The organism is Delftia sp. RIT313 (assembly GCF_000632165.1).
GTDB classification, from domain to species: domain Bacteria; phylum Pseudomonadota; class Gammaproteobacteria; order Burkholderiales; family Burkholderiaceae_C; genus Comamonas; species Comamonas acidovorans.
In genome coordinates, this window is sequence record NZ_JFYT01000022.1 from 1 (window position 1) to 712 (window position 712).

1 protein-coding gene is annotated in these 712 nt (G+C 67.7%); it reads left to right on the forward strand.

Annotated features, from left to right (window positions below):
* Positions 1–712: AMP-binding protein (locus BW39_RS03440; protein WP_043819809.1), on the forward strand; the 712-nt coding region annotated here is incomplete at both ends.

The following is a 712-nucleotide window of genomic DNA, read 5'->3' on the forward strand; positions in this document are numbered from 1 at the left end:
TTCATCAACACCTTGCCGCTGCGCGTACGGCTGGGAGAGCGCAGCGTGCAGGAGTGCCTGCGCCAGACGCATGAGGGTTTGTCGGGGCTGATGCACCATGAGCACGCGACGCTGTCGCTGGCGCAGCGCTGCAGTGCGCTGGAGGGTGGTACGCCGCTGTTCTCCACCCTGCTCAACTACCGCTACAGCGCGGCGCAGGACGTGGACACTGCCGCCAGAACCTGGGAAGGCCTCACGGTCCTGGGTGGCGAGGAACGCACCAACTACCCGGTAACGGTATCGATCGACGATCTGGGCGAGGGCTTCGGCATCGTGATGCAGGCCAGCGAATCCATTGGTGCCCAGCGGCTGTGCGGCTACATGGGGGCCGCCATCCAGGCGGTCGTCGGGGCGCTGGAGCAGAATGCGCAGGCCGTTCTGGGCCGGCTGGACGTACTGGGCGTCGCGCAAACGCAGCAGTTGCTGGGCAGCGGCCAGGCATCAGGGCATTTCCCCGCCAGCCATCCCCTGCACTGCCGCATCGAGCAGCATGCGCGCCGGCAGGCCCATGCGCCCGCTCTGGGTTGCGGAGCACAAAGCCTCAGCTATGGCGAACTCAACGCCCAGGCCAACCGCCTGGCCCATCGCCTGATCGTCCTGGGCGTACGGCCCGAGTCGCGCGTGGGCATTGCCATGTCGCGCTCGGTGGAGATGGTGGTCGGCCTGCTGGCCA